19 protein-coding genes are annotated in these 16,600 nt (G+C 62.0%); 9 read left to right on the forward strand and 10 right to left on the reverse strand.

What is annotated here, in order from left to right:
• The first annotated feature begins 74 nt into the window (after positions 1 to 74).
• Both AC2YI2_RS13545 and AC2YI2_RS13550 read left to right on the forward strand, forming a co-directional pair.
• On the forward strand, positions 75 to 1,469 hold the full coding sequence (locus tag AC2YI2_RS13545) for a GH1 family beta-glucosidase (RefSeq protein ID WP_487387002.1): 1,395 nt from the start codon (positions 75 to 77) through the stop codon (positions 1,467 to 1,469).
• A 1-nt stretch (position 1,470) separates the two neighbouring features.
• Positions 1,471 to 2,016 (forward strand): NADPH-dependent FMN reductase, encoded by a 546-nt coding sequence (locus tag AC2YI2_RS13550; RefSeq protein WP_487387003.1) that lies wholly within the window; start codon positions 1,471 to 1,473, stop codon positions 2,014 to 2,016.
• Here AC2YI2_RS13550 and AC2YI2_RS13555 read toward each other — a convergent pair.
• From AC2YI2_RS13555 to AC2YI2_RS13595, 9 genes are all read right to left on the reverse strand, one after another.
• Positions 2,013 to 2,972, reverse strand: coding sequence for a S1C family serine protease (locus AC2YI2_RS13555; protein ID WP_487387004.1), 960 nt, complete (start codon positions 2,970 to 2,972; stop codon positions 2,013 to 2,015). The two genes, AC2YI2_RS13550 and AC2YI2_RS13555, sit on opposite strands and share 4 nt — an antisense overlap.
• A gap of 607 nt (positions 2,973 to 3,579) precedes the next feature.
• On the reverse strand, positions 3,580 to 5,526 hold the full coding sequence (locus tag AC2YI2_RS13560; protein ID WP_487387005.1) for an AfsR/SARP family transcriptional regulator: 1,947 nt from the start codon (positions 5,524 to 5,526) through the stop codon (positions 3,580 to 3,582).
• Positions 5,527 to 5,645: 119 nt separating this feature from the next.
• Entirely contained in the window at positions 5,646 to 6,827 is a 1,182-nt protein-coding gene (locus tag AC2YI2_RS13565; RefSeq protein WP_487387006.1) for an amino acid aminotransferase, read from the reverse strand.
• Between the two features lie 9 nt (positions 6,828 to 6,836).
• Entirely contained in the window at positions 6,837 to 7,220 is a 384-nt protein-coding gene (locus AC2YI2_RS13570) for a type II toxin-antitoxin system HicB family antitoxin (protein ID WP_487387007.1), read from the reverse strand.
• The gene (locus AC2YI2_RS13575) at positions 7,217 to 7,420 is read right to left on the reverse strand and encodes a type II toxin-antitoxin system HicA family toxin (RefSeq protein ID WP_487387008.1); all 204 of its coding nucleotides are present in this window, start codon (positions 7,418 to 7,420) and stop codon (positions 7,217 to 7,219) included. Before AC2YI2_RS13575 ends, AC2YI2_RS13570 begins: the two co-directional genes overlap by 4 nt.
• A 75-nt stretch (positions 7,421 to 7,495) precedes the next feature.
• Complete coding sequence (gene trhO, locus AC2YI2_RS13580; protein ID WP_487387246.1) at positions 7,496 to 8,437, reverse strand: oxygen-dependent tRNA uridine(34) hydroxylase TrhO; 942 nt, start codon at positions 8,435 to 8,437, stop codon at positions 7,496 to 7,498.
• A gap of 219 nt (positions 8,438 to 8,656) precedes the next feature.
• Positions 8,657 to 9,073, reverse strand: coding sequence for an EVE domain-containing protein (locus AC2YI2_RS13585; RefSeq protein ID WP_487387009.1), 417 nt, complete (start codon positions 9,071 to 9,073; stop codon positions 8,657 to 8,659).
• The gene (locus AC2YI2_RS13590) at positions 9,070 to 9,438 is read right to left on the reverse strand and encodes a VOC family protein (protein ID WP_487387010.1); all 369 of its coding nucleotides are present in this window, start codon (positions 9,436 to 9,438) and stop codon (positions 9,070 to 9,072) included. Before AC2YI2_RS13590 ends, AC2YI2_RS13585 begins: the two co-directional genes overlap by 4 nt.
• A gap of 54 nt (positions 9,439 to 9,492) precedes the next feature.
• On the reverse strand, positions 9,493 to 10,200 hold the full coding sequence (locus tag AC2YI2_RS13595) for a helix-turn-helix transcriptional regulator (RefSeq protein ID WP_487387011.1): 708 nt from the start codon (positions 10,198 to 10,200) through the stop codon (positions 9,493 to 9,495).
• Between the two features lie 144 nt (positions 10,201 to 10,344).
• Between AC2YI2_RS13595 and AC2YI2_RS13600 the strand changes: the two genes are divergently transcribed.
• From AC2YI2_RS13600 to msrQ, 6 genes are all read left to right on the forward strand, one after another.
• A complete protein-coding gene (locus tag AC2YI2_RS13600) occupies positions 10,345 to 10,983 on the forward strand; it encodes a 2-dehydro-3-deoxy-phosphogluconate aldolase (protein WP_487387012.1) in 639 nt (212 codons plus the stop codon).
• Positions 10,984 to 11,077: 94 nt separating this feature from the next.
• A complete protein-coding gene (locus AC2YI2_RS13605; protein WP_487387013.1) occupies positions 11,078 to 11,791 on the forward strand; it encodes a tellurite resistance TerB family protein in 714 nt (237 codons plus the stop codon).
• Positions 11,792 to 11,875: 84 nt separating this feature from the next.
• Positions 11,876 to 12,556, forward strand: a complete 681-nt coding sequence (locus tag AC2YI2_RS13610) for a GNAT family N-acetyltransferase (RefSeq protein ID WP_487387014.1) — start codon at positions 11,876 to 11,878, stop codon at positions 12,554 to 12,556.
• The gene (locus AC2YI2_RS13615) at positions 12,553 to 12,756 is read left to right on the forward strand and encodes a hypothetical protein (protein WP_487387015.1); all 204 of its coding nucleotides are present in this window, start codon (positions 12,553 to 12,555) and stop codon (positions 12,754 to 12,756) included. Before AC2YI2_RS13610 ends, AC2YI2_RS13615 begins: the two co-directional genes overlap by 4 nt.
• A gap of 106 nt (positions 12,757 to 12,862) precedes the next feature.
• Positions 12,863 to 13,807, forward strand: coding sequence for a protein-methionine-sulfoxide reductase catalytic subunit MsrP (gene msrP, locus AC2YI2_RS13620; protein ID WP_487387016.1), 945 nt, complete (start codon positions 12,863 to 12,865; stop codon positions 13,805 to 13,807).
• A 10-nt stretch (positions 13,808 to 13,817) separates the two neighbouring features.
• Positions 13,818 to 14,465 (forward strand): protein-methionine-sulfoxide reductase heme-binding subunit MsrQ, encoded by a 648-nt coding sequence (gene msrQ / locus AC2YI2_RS13625; protein ID WP_487387017.1) that lies wholly within the window; start codon positions 13,818 to 13,820, stop codon positions 14,463 to 14,465.
• On the opposite strand, the gene AC2YI2_RS13630 is transcribed toward msrQ, so the two are convergent.
• A complete protein-coding gene (locus AC2YI2_RS13630; protein WP_487387018.1) occupies positions 14,447 to 15,196 on the reverse strand; it encodes a gamma-glutamyl-gamma-aminobutyrate hydrolase family protein in 750 nt (249 codons plus the stop codon). The genes msrQ and AC2YI2_RS13630 overlap by 19 nt on opposite strands.
• 208 nt (positions 15,197 to 15,404) lie before the next feature.
• Here AC2YI2_RS13630 and AC2YI2_RS13635 point away from each other — a divergent pair, with 208 nt between their 5' ends.
• On the forward strand, positions 15,405 to 16,511 hold the full coding sequence (locus AC2YI2_RS13635; protein ID WP_487387019.1) for a TRAP transporter substrate-binding protein: 1,107 nt from the start codon (positions 15,405 to 15,407) through the stop codon (positions 16,509 to 16,511).
• Positions 16,512 to 16,600: the final 89 nt, after the last annotated feature.

Consider the following 16,600-nt stretch of genomic DNA (forward strand, 5'->3'; position numbering starts at 1 on the left):
TCTGTACATGCCAGCTCTGCTTGTTTAGTGGAGGTCGAGCCATCACTGTCCACCTATCGACGGAACAATTTCTCATGGATCCGAAAAAGCTCGCTGCCCGCTTCCCGGGTGATTTCGTCTTCGGCGTTGCGACCGCCGCCTTCCAGATCGAAGGCGCCTCGAAGGCCGATGGCCGCAAGCCGTCGATCTGGGATGCCTTTGCCAACATGCCGGGCAGGGTCCATAACCGCGACAATGGCGACGTCGCCTGCGACCACTACAATCGTCTGGACGAGGATCTCGACCTGATCAAGGAATTGGGTGTCGAAGCCTATCGCTTCTCGATCGCCTGGCCGCGGGTCTATCCTGATGGGACTGGTCCGCTCAACGAGAAGGGTCTCGATTTCTACGACCGGCTCGTCGACGGCTGCAAGCAGCGCGGGATCAAGACCTTCGCCACCCTCTACCACTGGGACCTGCCCCTGACGCTGATGGGTGATGGCGGCTGGACCGCCCGCTCGACCGCCTATGCCTTCCAGCGCTACGCCCAGACGGTGATCCGCCGTCTCGGTGACCGGCTCGATGCGGTGGCGACCTTCAACGAGCCCTGGTGCTCGGTCATCCTCTCGCATCTCCTCGGCATCCATGCGCCGGGCGAGCAAAACATGCAGGCCACCCTGCACGCCGCGCATTACACCAATCTCGCCCACGGCCTCGGCGTCGAGGCAATCCGGGCGGAAGCGCCGAAACTGCCCGTCGGCATCGTCTACAATGCGATGTCGGTCATTCCGGCCACGCAGACGGAAGCCGATCTCGCCGCCGCCAAGCGCGCCGAGGATTTCCACAACGACATGTTCTTCGGTCCGCTCTTCAAGGGTGCCTATCCCCAGGACCTGATCGAAGCCTATGAGCCGATCATGCCGGTCATCGAGGAGAATGACCTCAAGACGATCAACCAGAAGATCGACTGGTGGGGCCTGAACTACTACACGCCGATGCGCGTGGCTGCCGATCCGAACCCGGATGCACCCTATCCGGCGCATATCCAGGCGCCGGCCGTGAAGCCGGAAAAAACCGATATCGGCTGGGAGATCGACTCCACCGGCCTCAGCCATGTCGTCCGCGATCTCTACTCGAAATACGACCTGCCGGATTGCTACATCACCGAAAACGGCGCGGCCTACAATATGGGCGTCGGCGCCGATGGCGAGGTCGATGACCAGCCGCGGCTCGACTACTATGGCGACCATCTTTCGGTGACCGCCGACCTGATCAAGGAAGGCTTCCCGATGCGCGGATATTTCGCCTGGTCGCTGATGGACAATTTCGAATGGGCGGAAGGCTACAAGATGCGCTTCGGCCTCGTCCATGTCGACTACGAGACCCAGGTCCGCACCGTCAAGAAGAGCGGCAAATGGTATAGCGAACTCGCCAGCGAATTCCCCAAGGGCAACTTCGCCAGCACCAAGGCCCCCGAGGCCGCTGAGTGAGATGAAGCTCCTCGGCATTTCGGGGAGCCTGCGCCGCGTCTCGACCAATACGGCGCTGCTGCGCGCGCTCGCGGAGAATGCACCCGTGGGCGTGACGCTCGACATATCCGACCTGATCGGCGAATTGCCGATCTTCAACCCCGATCGGGAAGGCGAACTTACGCCGCCTTCCGTCGAGGCCTTGGGTCGCTCGATCCGCGAGGCCGATGGGCTGGTCTTCGCTTGTCCGGAATATGCCCATGGCATTCCGGGAGGGATCAAGAATGCGCTCGACTGGATGGTGTCGCGCGACGAGATCCCCGACAAGCCGGCGCTGATCGTCCGGGCCTCGACCCGCAGCGACCACGCGCTTTCGGCGCTTCAGGAAGTGTTGCGCACCATGTCGCTGAAACTCAAGCCGGAGATCGGCTTTTCCGTGCATCTTCTCGGCAAGGCTGCCGAGCGCATGAACGAGATTCTCTCCACGCCGGAAGCGCGCGACGGGATGTGCCGCACGCTCGAGGAATTCCGCGATTGGATAGGAGCGCTTCCTGGTGAAAGACCCTAGGGCCGTGCGGCAGGCGTGATCATCCGCGTTTCCAGAAGGTTGCCGAGCGGCAGAACGAGAAGTTCCGTCGGCTTGCCGATGCGCTCGCCATTGAGCAGCCGGATCAGATCGTCGATGCCCTGCACCGGCTGGTCCTCGACGGCGAGGATGATGTCGCCTTCCTGCAGCCCTGCCGTTTCCGCCGGCCCGCCTGGCTCCACTCGCCGGACCCTGACCGCGCTCTCGGCATTGGAATTCGCCCGAACGGCGATACGCCGGGGCAGGGCGATCGTGTCGCCCGCGACGCCGATATAGGCGCGGCGGACATGGCCGAAGCGCAGGATCTCCGAGATGACGAAATTCGCCGTGTTTGAGGCGACAGCAAAGGCGATGCCCTGCGCGCCGCGGATCACGGCGGTGTTGACGCCGATCACCTCGCCGGATGTTGAGACCAGCGGCCCGCCGGAATTGCCGGGATTGAGCGATGCGTCGGTCTGGATCACGTCATCGATAAGCCGCCCGTTCTGCGCCCGCATGGAGCGTCCGAGCGCTGAGACTACACCGGCCGTGACCGTCCATTCGAAGCCAAGCGGATTGCCGATCGCGATGGCGATCTGGCCACGCTTCAAATTTTTCGAGTTGCCAAGAGGCGCCGCGGCGCTGAGGCTGGTATCCGTCCGGATCAGTGCGATGTCGGTATCCGGATCGCGCCCAAGCACCCGCGCCTCGCTCGAAAAACCGTCCGGCATGTAGACGCGAACGGTCTTCGCATCCGAGACGACGTGATTGTTGGTGATAACAAGCCCATCAGGCGAGATGACGAAGCCCGAGCCCTGGCCGCCGCGCCCATTGGCGCCGACCGTGATCTGCGCCACGGAGGGGCCGACCAACTCGACGGCGTGGGATACGGTTCTGGAGTAGGCGTCGAGCAGTTCGCTGTCGGCTTCGGCGTGCAATTCCCTGTCGATGTAACCCATCGTGATGTCCTCGGCGGACAACGACATATGGGCGGCGGCGGACAATGCCCGCCGTCCTCATTCCGGCGCGTCCGCGTTCGAATGAAACCTTGATAAGAGTCAAATATGAAGGCGATGATGCAGTTTCAAGCGCCCGGCTCGGGGCCTCGAATCGCCCGCCCCAAGGAAAACGTCCCAGTCATTCGCGGCGATCATAGCCAGCCGAGGAGCGTCGCCTCACGCAGGGCAAATCCGATACAAGTCACAAGCAAGCCAAGGATCAGTATTGCGTAGGTCCACTTGTTCTTTGTATCTGATTCCATAGGTCGGCTTCCCGGGACTATCGCTGGCATCGGCTGACGGCTGACGTTCCGCATGGAGCGCCAAGTCAAGGCTGTAGGAAGTTGTGGTTTCCGCCGCCGGAAGAAATTCCTCCGGCAGCGGCGGGGTGACGGAAGCCTCCGGCAGGGCTGCAGATGGCTTCCGTTGTGGTGTCCCGGTACGGCTTGTGATCAGGCCGTGCCGGGGCATTCGACGACAGATAGGAAATTTGTGAATCCGCCCAATACACGGGTAGCGACAATGGCGTGACACAAGCGTGACACACCGGATGGTCGCCGGTGCCGGATCACTTGAACCCGGCGCGACGCAATCCTTCGCGGTATTGGTCCTGTTGGGCAGGGTCGCGGATCGGAATCAACGACAGCCACTTGTCGATTTCGAAGTCGGGGAAATGCTCCATGGTCCGGCGCATATAGGCACGCGCTCGGCGCGTATCTCCCTGCATCGCCCAACAGGCGGCGTTGAAGCGCAACACATTGGTCTGGTCGGCCACCTGGGTGAGGCTGTCGATCGCGGCCTCATAACGGCCCAGCGCATAATTCGCGCCGGCCTTGGTCCACCAGTAGGAGTCCGGAGCAAATGGATTGAGCTCGAAGGCGAGATTGATCTTGGCGAGCGCCTCTTCCAGCTGCGAGGCGTGGACGAGCGTGTCGGCATGATCCGCTATGAGGTCTGCATGCGACGGTGCATTGCGTTCGGCGATTTCGAAGAGTTCGATGCTCTCGTCGAAGGCGCCGCGGTACAGTCTGGACACGCCAAGCTGGTGAAAGCCCTCGGAGTCGTCGGCATCGGCATCCATCGCGGCCTTGGCAAACTTCTCGGACAGTTTGAGCAACTCGGTATCGCCGCGCGCCGTTATCAGCCATTCGAGATGCGCAGTGCGCGAGAGACCGCCGAGTGCCGGCGGAAAGTCCGGCATTTCCTTGAGCGTTTCCCGGAATGCCTTGCGGGCACGGCGGATGTCGGGCAACTCCATGTTGCGCACATAGTGCTTGCCGATGAGGAAGTTCTGATAGGCCGTCGGCGTCGTGTTGCGATCGATACGGGCGAATTCGCGTCGTTCGATCTGCGACAGCGCAACTGCCGAAACGCGGCGGACCATGGTGTTGTAGGCGCTGCCAAGGCTGGAGGGATCAATGGGCAGGCGTTCCGCCCAAATGATTGCGTCTTCGGCGATGCTGACAAGCGAGGCGAAAAGCGCCTCGCCGCCCGCGGTGGGCGCAAACCGGGTTTCCAGAACATAGGATACGTCCCAGTTCCGATAGGCTTCCTGCTGCCCGGCTTCTTCCATCGCAGCTATGCGGCGCGCGGTGTGCTGCGCCACGAGCTGAATGCTCCGCGCCCGGCAAAGGCTGATCGTGACGTCTTCGAGGAGGCTGGTGGCGAGCAGGCCGGTGTGATGGATCCTGTCCGGCGGTGGCGGCGGCATCAGCATCAGCCGCGGCAGAGGGGAGTTGCCGGTAGCCGCAATTTTCGGGGCAGCCTCCACGGGCGCGGCCGGCAAACGTTTCATCGCCTGGCGCGCGATGTGATCTCCGAGGGCCAACATGCTAGCCTCCGGCTCGGCGTTGAGATCCTCCTGCAGCCGGCTCCTGTATCGATCGAACATGGCCTTCGCCTGCGCCAAGTTACCCTCTCCGGCGAGGGCATTGATCAGCGAGCGGTAGGCGGTTTCGTTGTAGGGATCGAATTCGAGCAGTCGATAGGCGGCCTGCTTTTGCAAATGCAGGTCGGCCAAGGGGCCATCCTGGCTGGCGAGGGCCTCCAACGCCCGCGTGAAACGCGAGAGCAGCTGTTCCTGCTGTGCTGCCAGCCACAGTTCCGCCTTGTCGGAAGAGGCGTCGACGCCCGCGAAGAAGGCGCCGGTAATCGTCGCGAGCGACATCCTGACGATTTCCGCCGGACGATCGGCGGGCAGACCCTTCAATAGCATGAAGTCGCAATCGAAGCTGTTGGCGGGCACCGTGACATCGCTGTCATGCGTGTCGAGAACGACGGCGCCGATCTCCGACTGGCGGGCTTTGACGCGGGAGAGGAGCTTGCGCAGATTGACCAGCGGATTGCCCGAATCCTCGCCCCAGAGGAAGGCCGCGAGCTCGGCGCGCGTGATGCTTCGGCTGGATCGGGCGGAAACATAGGCAGCGGCGAGCAGAGCCTTTTCAGGAAACGCGATCGTCAAGCCGCTGCCGTCGAGCAGGCGGGGATTTCCGAATGAGACCAGTGTGAGTGCCAAGGCCGCCATCACCTTCAAACAAAAACACCCGGCGAAGCTCGCCGAGCGTTTTTCGTAAGAGCATCAATGGCAGAAGTAGATCAGCGGTAGTACCCGGGAGTCAAGGTTCCCCGCTGCGGCTAGAGGACCGAAACCACGGCTTTTGCAAGTTCTTCAAGCCTGTCTTCCTTCAGACCCGCGACGTTGAAGCGGCTGTCGCCGACCATGTAGATCCCATACTCCTCGCGCAGCCGGTCGACCTGTGCCTCTGTCAGTCCGAGGCGCGAGAACATGCCACGATGTTCGGCGATGAAATCGAAACGGTCGGAATTGGAGAAGCGGCGCAGCGCCTCGGCAAAACCCTTGCGCAGGTTGAGCATGCGCAGCCGCATTTCTTCCAGCTCGGCCTTCCAGTTGGCGGTCAGCGCCTCGTCATCGAGGATGATGCGCACGGCGGCGGCGGCGTGGTCCGGCGGCATGGAATACATGGTGCGGGTCATCATCAGCGCCTGGCTGCCGGCGATCTTGACGGCATCGGCATCCCTGCCGAGCAGCATGGCGCAGCCGACGCGGTCGCGATAGACGGAGAAATTCTTGGAGCAGGAGGTGGCGATCGCCATTTCCGGCACCTTCTTTGCCAACAGCCGGGTCGGCGCGCAGTCTTCCTCGAGCCCATCGCCAAAACCCTGATAGGCGAGGTCGACAAAGGGGAAGAGTTCTCGCTCGACCAGCAGGTCGGCGACCTTGGCCCATTGGGCCAGCGTCAGGTTGGCGCCTGTCGGGTTGTGGCAGCAGCCATGCAGCATGACGATGTCGCCCGGCTTGGCGGCCTTCAGGCCCTCCAGCATCTGGTCGAACTTCACCATGCCGGAGACAGCGTCGAAATAGGGATAGGTCGCGGTGTTGAGATGCGCGGCCTTGAGGATCGGCAAGTGGTTCGCCCAGGTCGGGTCCGAGAGCCACACCGTCGCATCGGGCCGGCTCTTGGCAAGCAGTTCGGCCAGTGTGCGAAGTGCGCCGGTGCCGCCCGCCGTCTGGCAGGCAAAGAGGCGGGAATAATCGCCGTCGGCGCCGAAGACCATCTTCAGCATCGCCTTGTTGAAGCCCTCGTCGCCGGCCATGCCGAGATAGGTCTTGGTGGTCTGGCTGTCATAGAGGCGCTTCTCGGCCTCGCGCACCGCCTTCATGATCACGGTTGCGCCGGAGGAATCCTTGTAGACGCCGACGCCGAGATCCATCTTGTCCGGCCTGGTGTCGGCACGGTAGAGAACCGAGAGGTTCAGGATCTTGTCGGGCGGAGCGGCAGTCAGCGTTTCGAACATCGGTGTTTCCTATCCGGCTTGGGCGATCCGGCGCGTCATCCATGTCACAAAAGCAGTGCGCGTCATGGAGCGCCGTTTGGCCTCGCTGTCTATGTAGGCCAGCACGTCTTCGTCAAGGACCATATTGGCGCGGACCGCCTTGCCAGAGGTCCTGATCAGAGGAATGAGCACCAATGCACTGCCATCCGGCACGATCACCTTCTCCGGATCCGAAGGCGCGGGCATCTCGCGGCCATCACTCGCCATCTCCTGCGCATAGTCGCGCAGCGCCCCTTCGGCGTTGATCAAAGCTTCGTCAAGGGTGCTGCCCATGGCCATTGCCCCATCGACATCGGGAAACACGATGCCATAGGCACCGGCTTGACCGTCGAGAAATGCGGGATAGCGTTTCATGATCCATCTCCATGCTCGTCCCAGCCGGCCACCTTGGCGATCTGCCGGGCAACACCAGGGCTGACTGTCTGGTGTCGCGGAATCGTGGCGAAGAGACCCTTTTCGTCGTGCCAGTAAATGTCGTGATTGGCGCCGTTTCGTGCAAGGCGCCATGCTTCCTGCTCCAGCCGCTTGCGTATCTTGGCTGTGCTCGTTTCCAAGGTCGACCTGCTTCACGATCGATCAAATGATAGCAGATCTGTCGTCCTTTGTAAGTGCAAAATAATGCACGTATGTTAGCTGCCCACATGCCGCTGGCCGCGTTCGCGGGCGAGCCGCGCCTGCTTCTCGCGTTCGCGGAAGCGGTTGCGGTCGTCCTCGGTGCGGACCTCGTGGCAGGCGGGACAGGAGACACCGGCTTCATAGAGCGGCGAGGCCATGGCTTCCGATGTCAACGGATTGCGGCAGGCGCGGCAAAGCTTGTGGTCGCCTTCCTCAAGGCCGTGAACGACAGAGACGCGTTCGTCGAAGACGAAGCAGGCGCCTTCCCAGAGGCTCTGTTCTGCGGGCACTTGTTCGAGATATTTCAGGATGCCGCCCTTGAGGTGGAAGACCTCGTCGAAGCCCTCTTCCTTCATGAAGGCCGTCGCCTTCTCGCAGCGGATGCCGCCGGTGCAGAACATCGCGATCTTCGGCTTGGCGCGCAGTTCGCCATGTTCGCGGACCCAGTCGGGGAATTCGCGGAATGTCTTGATATTGGGGTCGACCGCGCCCTTGAAGGTGCCGATCGCTGTCTCGTAGTCGTTGCGCGTGTCAATAACGATCGTGTCGGGATCGCTGATCAGCGCATTCCAGTCGGTCGGCTCGACATAGGTGCCGACGACCTTGAGCGGGTCGATCGTCTCGACGCCCATGGTGACGATCTCTTTCTTGAGCTTCACCTTCATGCGCAGGAAGGGCTTCTTCGATGCGCGGCTTTCCTTGTGTTCCAGCGTCGCGAATTCCGGCTGGTCGCGAAGGAAGGCGAGCACCGTCTCGACGCCTTCGTCCGGGCCGCCGATCGTTCCGTTGATGCCCTCATGGGCGAGCAGCAGGGTGCCGCAGACATCGTTCTCTTCGCAGAGCGTCTGCAGCGGCTCGCGCAGCCGCGTGTGGTCGTCCACCCGTGTGAAGTGGTAGAGTGCAGCGACGCGCCAAGCGCCCTGTGCCGCTGCCGGAATTGTCGTCTCGTCGATCATGTCCGGCGACATAGCGCCATCGGCTACAAAGCGCAACGGGATCGGGCGTCGCAGGGCGCTGTATGGATGCGCCGGAGACTATTCGCCCCCGCATCTCCCCCTGGGAAGTAGATGCCCGAAGGGCAGTTGAGGGGTTCTCAGCGGCATACTCAGTGGTTCTGGGAACCCCTCATCCGGCCCTGCGGGCCACCTTCTCCCCAGGGGGAGAAGCGGGGCGCCCTAATGCGCGCCCATCGCCTCCAAAATCACGTCCCGATCAGCCTCCGAAATCTTCACCACCCCGAACCGGAATACATAGCCCCAGTTCCGCTTGCCTTGCGTGAACTGCAACTGCTCAAGCAGCGGCTGGATCGGTGTCGTCCGGGTTTCCAACCACGCGACATCCCGCCGCGTCGGCACAAAACCGTTGCCCATGTCGAAGCGATAGGCATCGCTGTCCGCGACACGGCCAGCCGCCGTAAAGCTCTGCACCCGCTCGCCGCCGCCCATTTCGGTCGATGGCGAATAGTATATGATGTCGTCGCCGGGCCGGATCCGCGAAAGCGGACCCGACTTGCCATGGCAGACCTGCATGAAACCGCCAGCGCGGCCGCGGCCGACGTGGTCGGCGGAGGCCACGCCGATCCAGGCGGTCATTGGCGCAGCGCCGGCTTGTAGACGCGGAGGCGATGGCCATCCGGGTCGAGCGCGGTGAAGGTGCGGCCGAAGCTCATGGTCTCGGGCTGCTGGGCAATGGTCACGCCGCGCTCCGACCATTCCTGGGAGAGGCGATCGACCTCGGCGTCGCTCTCGACCGGCCAGCCAATCTCGAAACCGCCGGGCTGGTTGGGTGACGGTGCGACCGTATCCTTGCCCCAGAGGCCGAGCCGCATGCCGTTACCAAGGCCGAACATGACGAAGCCAGGGGACGCATCGAGAGGTTGTTTGCCCAACAGGTCGCCATAGAAGCGAGCGCTTGCGGCGGGGTCGTTGACATAGAGAAGCATGAAATCCGGGCTCATGGCCGTTCCTTTCGGTGTTGAATGCGAACAGGAACGGACTATCGACAGATACTGTCAAATATTGTCAGTATTCGACGAATTGTCGCGGCCCTCCGCAATCCGCCAGGCCTTGAGCAGTTCCGCCTTGCGGCGCGGATAGCGCTTGCCCTGGGGCTCCATGCGCTGGATGCGATCGGTGCGGAAGTTGCGGAAGTCGTTGCGCATCTCGCACCAGGCAGCGACCACGCGCACCCGGTCATAGAAACCGAGCGCGAAGGGCCAGATCCGGCGCTCGGTCGGCACCCCGGCCGCGTCGACATAGCCGATCTCGACGATGTGTTCGTTGCGGATCGCCTTGCGCACAAGGGAGAGATCAACGACGTCGGCAATCTCGTTATGGTACTGCGGCACGAGAAGATTCGAGCTCTCGAGCTTCGGCTTCATGTCGTCGGGCAGCACGGCCGCGATCTTGGCCAGCACGTTGGAGGCCGCACGGGACAGATCGCTGTCGGTGCGGCTCGCGACCCAGCGCGAACCCAGCACCAGGGCTTCGATCTCATCTTCTGAAAACATCAGTGGTGGCAAGAGAAACCCCGGTTTCAGAATGTAGCCCATACCGGGCTCGCCTTCGATATCCGCTCCCTGTGCCTGCAACGTCGCGATATCGCGATAGAGCGTGCGCAGACTGACATTCGTCTCATCCGCGAGCGTCTGCCCGCTGACGGGCCGGCGATAGCGACGGAGGGTCTGGATCAGTTCGAGCAGACGTTCAGAGCGTGACATGGGGTCCAACCTGTTTCTGACAGCAGCCTAGCGCGCTATGCTGTCATATTGTGGCAGCATCCGCCAGATAGTTTGCCCCTCGACATGCGCAGGCGACCGCAGTATCTAGGCCTCGCATTCAATCGTTTGAAAAGGATGGTCCCGATGAACTCCAAGACCGAAAACCTGCTTGCGACGCTGCGGCTGCAGCCGGTGGTTCCCGTGATCATCATCGAGGACGCCAAGTCCGCGGTCCCGCTCGCGCGGGCACTGGTGAAGGGTGGGCTGAAGGCGATCGAAATCACCATGCGCACGCCCGCCGCGCTCGACGCGATCAAGGCCGTCGCCGACGAAGTCGAGGGTGCCATCGCCGGTGCTGGCACCGTGCTCGACGCCAGGCAATGGGACCAGGCTGTGAAAGCCGGTTCGAAGTTCATCGTCTCCCCGGGCGCCGGCACCTCCGTGCTCGACGCCGCCGATCAGTCCGATATCCCGCTCCTGCCGGGCACGGCGACCGCGACCGAAGTCATGCAGGTCCGCGACCGCGGCTACACCGTCATGAAATTCTTCCCCGCCGAACAGGCCGGCGGCGCCAGCTATCTCGGCGCGCTCGCCTCTCCCCTCGCAGGCATCCAGTTCTGCCCCACCGGCGGCGTCTCGCTCAAGAATGCGATGGATTATCTCTCGTTGCCGAACGTCGTCTGCGTCGGCGGCTCCTGGGTCGCACCGAAGGCCATGGTGGCTGCCGGAGACTGGGATGGCATCACCAAGTTGGCGGCTGAGGCAGCGGCGCTGAGGGGATAACCTCTCCCAACATTCGAAGCTGCTTGCCTTTGTAATACTCCCGCCGTGATCCTATGTTGTCCTCCGACCCCTTGAGGCTAAACAGGAGGACTGCATGTTCGACGCGAAGAAGTTGCTGGATCAGTTTCTCGGCAGCCAGGTGCCCGGCGCGGGTGGCTCGGTCAGGGATCGGGCGGGCCAACTCGGCCAGATGGCCAAGGACAATCCGCTGGCGACCGGTGCGATTGCTGCGGTCCTGCTTGGTACCAGTACGGGCCGGCAGCTCGGCGGCTCCGCGTTGAAACTCGGCGGCCTCGCGGCCATCGCTGGTCTCGGCTACCAGGCCTACAAGAACTGGCAGGCCGGGCAACAGCCCCAGCCGGCGGATGCATCCACAGCCGCCACGGCCGAACCCGAACTCTTGCCCCCGCCCACGGGCACAGGCTTTAATGTCGAGGATGAAGCCAACAATGCCGATTTCGCCGTGATCCTCGTCCGTGCCATGATCGCCGCGGCGCGCGCCGATGGTCATATCGACGATGTCGAACGCGAGGCGATCCTCGGTAAGGTCAAGCTCGCCGGGCTCGGCGCCGATGCGGAAGACTTCCTCAACCAGGAACTTTCCAATCCGGTCGATCTCGATGCGCTCATTGCTGCCGCGGCGACCGAGAGCCAGAAGGTAGAGCTCTACACGGCGTCGCGCATTGCCATAGAGCCGGATGGTCGGGCGGAGCGTGGCTATCTCGACCTGCTGGCCGGCCGTCTCGGTCTCGCCGACGGTCTGATCGACCACATCGAGGCGACAGTGGCGTCCGCCAAGGTCGCGTGAAGTTAGTTCACGAGATTTCATTTGCTTAATCGCCGGTGCGGCGCTGATATCGCCGCATCGAATGCTGAATCTTTGCGAGAGCCAATGGAAGACCTCACCAACTGGAAGCCCCGTCCCGCTCCGAAGCCGGTCACGCTCAAGGGCCGCTTCGTCACGATCGAACCCTATATCCGCGGCGAGCATGCCGAGGCGCTTTGGAAAGCGCTGGGGGAACTCGGCACCAATGAGCGGCTCAAATATTTTGCGGCGCCGAATTTCGCCAATGCCGAGGAATTCGCCGACTGGCTGGACAAGGTCAAGACCAGCGGCTGGCTCACCGAACTCTTCCGCGACAACAACACCGGCGAAGTCGTGGGCATGGCGCACTATATGCGCGCCGATCCGGCGAACGGCGTGGTCGAGGTCGGCGGTGTCGGCCATGGCCTCGCCATGGCGCGCTCGCCGCTGTCGACCGAAGTCCATTACCTCATGGCACGGCACGTGTTCGACGATCTCGGCTACCGTCGCTATGAGTGGAAATGCGACAATGCCAACGAGGCGAGCAAGGTCACGGCGAACCGCCTCGGCTTCACCTTCGAAGGCGTTTTCCGCAAGCATATGTTGTCGCGCGGCAAGAATCGTGACACGGCATGGTTCTCCATGATCAATGACGAATGGCCGCGTCTCAAGGCGGCGTTCGAAGCCTGGCTCGAGCCTGCCAATTTCAATGCTGACGGCAGCCAGAAGCGCAAGCTCGAAGACATAAGGAACGCCCTTCCGCAATGACGGAAAACGGAAACCAGACGAAGAACAATGCGATTGCGGCCGCAATTATCCTGCTGGTGGTCGGCGCGGCCCTCTATTTCATGCCGGCCATCGTGCTCGGGCTTGGCGAGATTTCCCCTCTCCTGGGCGCGGCCGCTGGCGCGGTGATCGTGCTTGCCTTTTTCATCCTGTTTTGGCTCCGCAGCCGGTTCAAGAAATAGCGCGACAATCCGCCTCGAACTTTTTCACGCGCTCGTGACCGGTGCCGTGAAACACCCGCCCGAAATTGAGCGTATAGGTGTTAGAGAAAAGTTCTAGGAGCTTCCCATGCCCACCTTCAAGACGCCTGCGATCCCGTCCTCCGAGATCACGCCGAGGAAATTCTACCTCAATCGCCGGCATTTCATTGCCGGTGCCGGCGCGATCGGGCTGGCGGGAATCGCTGGCTCCGGTGCTGTCGCAGCGTTGAACGCCAAGAAGTCCGACTACATGGTGAACGACAAGATTACCCCGAAGGAGGATGCGACCACCTACAATAACTATTATGAGTTCGGCACCGGCAAGGAAGATCCGGCCAATTATTCCGGCAACTTCAAGCCGTTCCCCTGGAAGATCAAGATCGACGGCATGGTTGCCAAGCCGATGGAATTCGACGTCGAGGAACTGATGGCAACGCTGCCGCTCGAGGAGCGCGTCTATCGCTTCCGCTGCGTCGAGGCCTGGTCCATGGTGCTGCCCTGGACCGGCTTCATGCTGTCGGACCTCTTGAAGAAGGTTGAGCCGCTAGGCAGCGCCAAATATGTCGCCTTCCGCACGGCGCTCCGGCCGGAAGAGATGCCCGGCGTGAATTATCCCGTTCTCGAATGGCCCTATCGCGAGGGACTTAGGCTGGACGAGGCCATGCATCCGCTGACGCTGATGGCCGTCGGCATCTATGGCGACAAGCTGCCGAACCAGAACGGCGCGCCGATCCGGCTCGTCACGCCCTGGAAATATGGGTTCAAGAGCGTCAAGTCGATCGAGACGATCACCTTCACCGACAAGCAACCCGAGACGTCCTGGAACATGGCGGCCGCCAGCGAATACGGCTTCTATTCCAACGTCAATCCGGAGCGCGACCATCCGCGCTGGAGCCAGGCGAGCGAGCGCGTGCTCGGCACCGGCGGCGGCTTCTTCGGTGGCGGCACGAGCCGCGACACCGAGAAGTTCAACGGTTATGGCGAACAGGTGGCTTCGCTCTATGCCGGCATGGACCTGATCGAGAATTATTGAGGACTGGATCATGGTCGACGCAACCTCGGCGGCCCGGCGACCCGTCGATTACCCGAAGCGCATCAACAAGACGCTTGCCAAGGTCTCATCCTGGTGGATCTACGGCTTCGGGCTCATTCCAGCCCTCTGGTATTTCTATCTCGGCGCCACCAACAATCTCGGCGCCAATCCGATCCAGGCCTTCGAGCATCTGCTGGGCGAGTGGGCACTGAGGTTCCTGATCGTGACGCTCTGCGTCACGCCGCTCCGGGACCTCACGCGGATCAACCTGTTCCGCTTCCGCCGCGCCTTCGGCCTGCTGACCTTCTATTATGTCCTGTTCCACTTCCTGACCTATTTCATCCTCGATCGGGGGATGAACCTGCCGGTCATTTTCGTGGATATTTTCAAGCGCCCATACATCATCATCGGCATGGTTGCCTTTCTCTGTCTGATCGCGCTTGCGGTCACGTCAAACAACCGGGCGATCCGGGCGATGGGTCGGGCCTGGGGCCAGCTACACAAGCTGGCCTATGTGATCGCCATTCTCGGCGTCACGCATTTCTTCATGGCGGTGAAAAGCTGGCCGCCGCGGCCCTTCGTCTATGCGACGATTATTGCCGTTCTGCTCGCCTACAGGCTTTGGCGCTATGTCAGGGATCAGCGGCGGGCGGCATAGGCCTTCACGGCCTCTCCGAAGGCCTTGAATAGTTTCGCAGAGACGACGTCGCTCTCGACCCAGTATTCGGGATGCCACTGAACGCCCACGGCGAAATTCTTCGCGCCGATCACCGAGACCGCTTCGACCGTGCCGTCGTCCGCGACAGCCTCGACGGTGAGGTTCGGGGCTTTTTCGCCGATTGCCTGGCGATGCAGCGAATTCACCTGAACCTCGCCTGCACCAAGGAAGTCGGCAATGCAGGTGCCTTCCTTGATCCTCACCGGCTGACGGATGACATACATCTCGTCGCGGGTGGGGACATCTGGCCGGCGATGATCCCACATGCCCGGCCCGTCTTGGATTTCGGTTGCGAGCGTGCCGCCGAGTGCGACGTTGAGTTCCTGGATGCCGCGGCAGATCGCAAGCAAGGGGATGCCGCGGTCGATCGTCTTGCGGATCAGCTCCATTGTCGTCGCGTCGCGGGCCGGGTCGAAAGGTCCGTCGGCCTCCGTCTCTTCCTTGCCATAGAGCTTGGGGCTCACATTGGTGCGCGAACCCGAGAGCATGACGCCATCGACCCGATCGAGGATGGAATCGATGTCGTTGCCTTCGATCAGCGCCGGAATGACGATCGCCGTCGCGCCAGTACCCTTGACCACGGCGTTGACATACTGGTTCGGGGTCGCATGCCAGTAATATCCCTCGATCTCGCGCGTGTCGGCGGGAATGGCGATGATCGGGCTCGGCATTTCATGCTCCGTAGATATTTATGCCTCTTCTTTGTGCAGACGAATGGGACTGTCAACCCATTCGACGAAATGACTAATCCGGATCGCAACAAAATCGCCGCTTGTGCTTGAAAGGCGTCATCTTAGATGTTTATCTCTCCGCGTGCTCAGGGGAGGCGAAGCACGAACCACACAGCCTCCTCAAGAATAACTCAACGGGAGGTATTTCATGGATCGTCGTTCATTCTTCAAGAAGGCCGGTACCGGCGTCGTCGGCGCGGCCGCTGCGACCACGCTTGCCGCACCGGCTCTCGCGCAGGAAAATCCCAAGATTTCCTGGCGTCTGGCTTCCTCCTTTCCGAAGGGCCTCGATACGATCTACGGCGGCGGCGTCGATATCGCCGATCAGGTCCGTGCAATGACGGGCGGTGCCTTCGACATCCAGGTCTTCGCCGCTGGCGAGCTGGTTCCGGGTCTTGAGGCAGCCAACGCCACCGGCGCCGGCACCGTCGAAATGGCGCATACGGTCGCCTACTACTATTACGGCAAGAACGCGGCTTACGCGCTTGCCTCGGCCATTCCCTTCGGCCTGAACGCCCGCATGCAGAACGCCTGGTACAATGCCGGCAACGGCATGACGCTGGTCAACGAGTTCCTGGCGACGCAGAATCTCATCGCGTTTCCGGCCGGCAATACCGGCGTGCAGATGGGCGGCTGGTTCCGCAAGGAGATCAAGACTGTCGCCGACCTGCAGGGCCTGAAGATGCGTATCGGTGGTCTCGCGGGCAAGGTCATGGAAAGGCTCGGAGTCGTGCCGCAGCAGATCGCCGGCGGTGATATCTATCCGGCGCTCGAAAAGGGCACCATCGATGCCGCCGAGTGGGTTGGCCCCTATGACGACAACAAGCTCGGCTTCGCCAAGGTCGCCAAATACTACTATTATCCCGGCTTCTGGGAAGGCGGCCCGGTCGTCCACGCGATGATCAATCTCGAGAAATGGAACAGCCTGCCGAAGAACTATCAGGCGATCCTGATGGCGGCCAGCGCCTCGGCCAACTCGAACATGCTGGCCAAATACGATGCCCGCAATGCGAAGGCGCTCAAGGAGATCGTCGCCGGCGGCGCCGTGCTGAAGCCCTATAGCCAGGAAATCTTGCAGGCGGCCTATGATGCGTCGCTCGCCACCTATGCCGAGCTCAATGACGCGAACCCAGCCTGGAAGAAGATCTACGATGACCAGCTGGCGTTCAAGAAGGACTCCTACCTCTGGGCGCAGATCGGCGAATACACCTTCGACACGTTCATGATGATTCAGCAGCGCCAGGGCAAGCTCTAACGCCTGCCGGTTTTCGACAAATGGCCCGGGCGGTGACGCCTGGGCCATTTTCGTTCGGTGAGAGCCTTTCAGGATTAGATTGCAGCATT

The sequence above is a fragment of the Rhizobium sp. SRI_017 genome (genome assembly GCF_057586295.1).

What these genes read in the sequence shown, in the direction of transcription:
- trhO (WP_487387246.1), bottom strand. Translation starts at nt 8,437, where the DNA reads ATGATCGACGAGACGACAATTCCGGCAGCGGCACAGGGCGCTTGGCGC.
- AC2YI2_RS13555 (WP_487387004.1), bottom strand. Translation starts at nt 2,972, where the DNA reads ATGGGTTACATCGACAGGGAATTGCACGCCGAAGCCGACAGCGAACTG.
- AC2YI2_RS13630 (WP_487387018.1), bottom strand. Translation starts at nt 15,196, where the DNA reads ATGCCGAGCCCGATCATCGCCATTCCCGCCGACACGCGCGAGATCGAG.
- AC2YI2_RS13635 (WP_487387019.1), top strand. Translation starts at nt 15,405, where the DNA reads ATGGATCGTCGTTCATTCTTCAAGAAGGCCGGTACCGGCGTCGTCGGC.
- AC2YI2_RS13545 (WP_487387002.1), top strand. Translation starts at nt 75, where the DNA reads ATGGATCCGAAAAAGCTCGCTGCCCGCTTCCCGGGTGATTTCGTCTTC.
- AC2YI2_RS13590 (WP_487387010.1), bottom strand. Translation starts at nt 9,438, where the DNA reads ATGAGCCCGGATTTCATGCTTCTCTATGTCAACGACCCCGCCGCAAGC.
- AC2YI2_RS13550 (WP_487387003.1), top strand. Translation starts at nt 1,471, where the DNA reads ATGAAGCTCCTCGGCATTTCGGGGAGCCTGCGCCGCGTCTCGACCAAT.
- msrP (WP_487387016.1), top strand. Translation starts at nt 12,863, where the DNA reads ATGCCCACCTTCAAGACGCCTGCGATCCCGTCCTCCGAGATCACGCCG.
- AC2YI2_RS13595 (WP_487387011.1), bottom strand. Translation starts at nt 10,200, where the DNA reads ATGTCACGCTCTGAACGTCTGCTCGAACTGATCCAGACCCTCCGTCGC.
- AC2YI2_RS13605 (WP_487387013.1), top strand. Translation starts at nt 11,078, where the DNA reads ATGTTCGACGCGAAGAAGTTGCTGGATCAGTTTCTCGGCAGCCAGGTG.
- AC2YI2_RS13570 (WP_487387007.1), bottom strand. Translation starts at nt 7,220, where the DNA reads ATGAAACGCTATCCCGCATTTCTCGACGGTCAAGCCGGTGCCTATGGC.
- msrQ (WP_487387017.1), top strand. Translation starts at nt 13,818, where the DNA reads ATGGTCGACGCAACCTCGGCGGCCCGGCGACCCGTCGATTACCCGAAG.
- AC2YI2_RS13565 (WP_487387006.1), bottom strand. Translation starts at nt 6,827, where the DNA reads ATGTTCGAAACGCTGACTGCCGCTCCGCCCGACAAGATCCTGAACCTC.
- AC2YI2_RS13610 (WP_487387014.1), top strand. Translation starts at nt 11,876, where the DNA reads ATGGAAGACCTCACCAACTGGAAGCCCCGTCCCGCTCCGAAGCCGGTC.
- AC2YI2_RS13585 (WP_487387009.1), bottom strand. Translation starts at nt 9,073, where the DNA reads ATGACCGCCTGGATCGGCGTGGCCTCCGCCGACCACGTCGGCCGCGGC.
- AC2YI2_RS13615 (WP_487387015.1), top strand. Translation starts at nt 12,553, where the DNA reads ATGACGGAAAACGGAAACCAGACGAAGAACAATGCGATTGCGGCCGCA.
- AC2YI2_RS13600 (WP_487387012.1), top strand. Translation starts at nt 10,345, where the DNA reads ATGAACTCCAAGACCGAAAACCTGCTTGCGACGCTGCGGCTGCAGCCG.